Source organism: Phyllobacterium sp. P5_D12 (genome assembly GCF_054049495.1).
On record NZ_JBFUMG010001095.1, the window covers coordinates 1 to 723 of the forward strand.

1 protein-coding gene is annotated in these 723 nt (G+C 54.6%); it reads right to left on the reverse strand.

What is annotated here, in order from left to right:
* A partial coding sequence (locus ACXJ5O_RS28905) for an ABC transporter substrate-binding protein (RefSeq protein ID WP_457302904.1) occupies positions 1-709 on the reverse strand: 709 nt, incomplete at its 3' end.
* Between the last annotated feature and the right edge of the window lie 14 nt (positions 710-723).

Consider the following 723-nt stretch of genomic DNA (forward strand, 5'->3'; position numbering starts at 1 on the left):
GTCCAAGGGTACCCTGGAGCGCCGTTGCAATCTCAACGAAAGGAGAGTCCGACAAAACGAGCATGCTGGTGCTGAAGCCGTCAGGGTATCCAGCTTTCGCCAAAAGCTCCTTGGCCTTGGCAATGTCTGGTTTATAGCCTGGATCAGCGATCGCGCCTGGATAGTCGGCGGGGACGGGAACCTGCCGAGCAGATCCATAGTCGCCGATAACCGCTGTCTGCATCCCCTCGTAGTCGACAAGATACGGCAAGATTGCACGTATTTCGGGTTTGGAGAAGACCGGGTCGGCAGTGCTTACAGCCAGATAGTAAAACCCGCCGCTTGCAACTTTCTGGATCTTCACTGTTTCATTGGTTCCAAGTGCCTTGAGGTCCGTGGCAGAGAGCGACCGTGCCACATCAAGGTCTCCGTTTTCAATCTGAAGGCGCTGGCTTTGGGATTCAGGCATGTGGCGGATGACTACCCGCTTCAGTTCAGGCTCGCCGCGCCAGTAAGAAGCATTGCGGTCCAGAATTACGGAATCGTTGGCGTTCCAGCGCTTGAGCACGAAAGGGCCTGATCCGGCGGAGTTGTTGGTCAACCAAGCCTTTCCCAGGTCGTCGTTGGATTGGTTTTCCAGCACAGTCTTGCTGTCGATAATATTGCCCACAGTTCTCGCGAGAGTAAATAGAATGATCTCGGGATTGATTTTAGCAGACGGCTTGAGCACGACGGTGTGCGCAT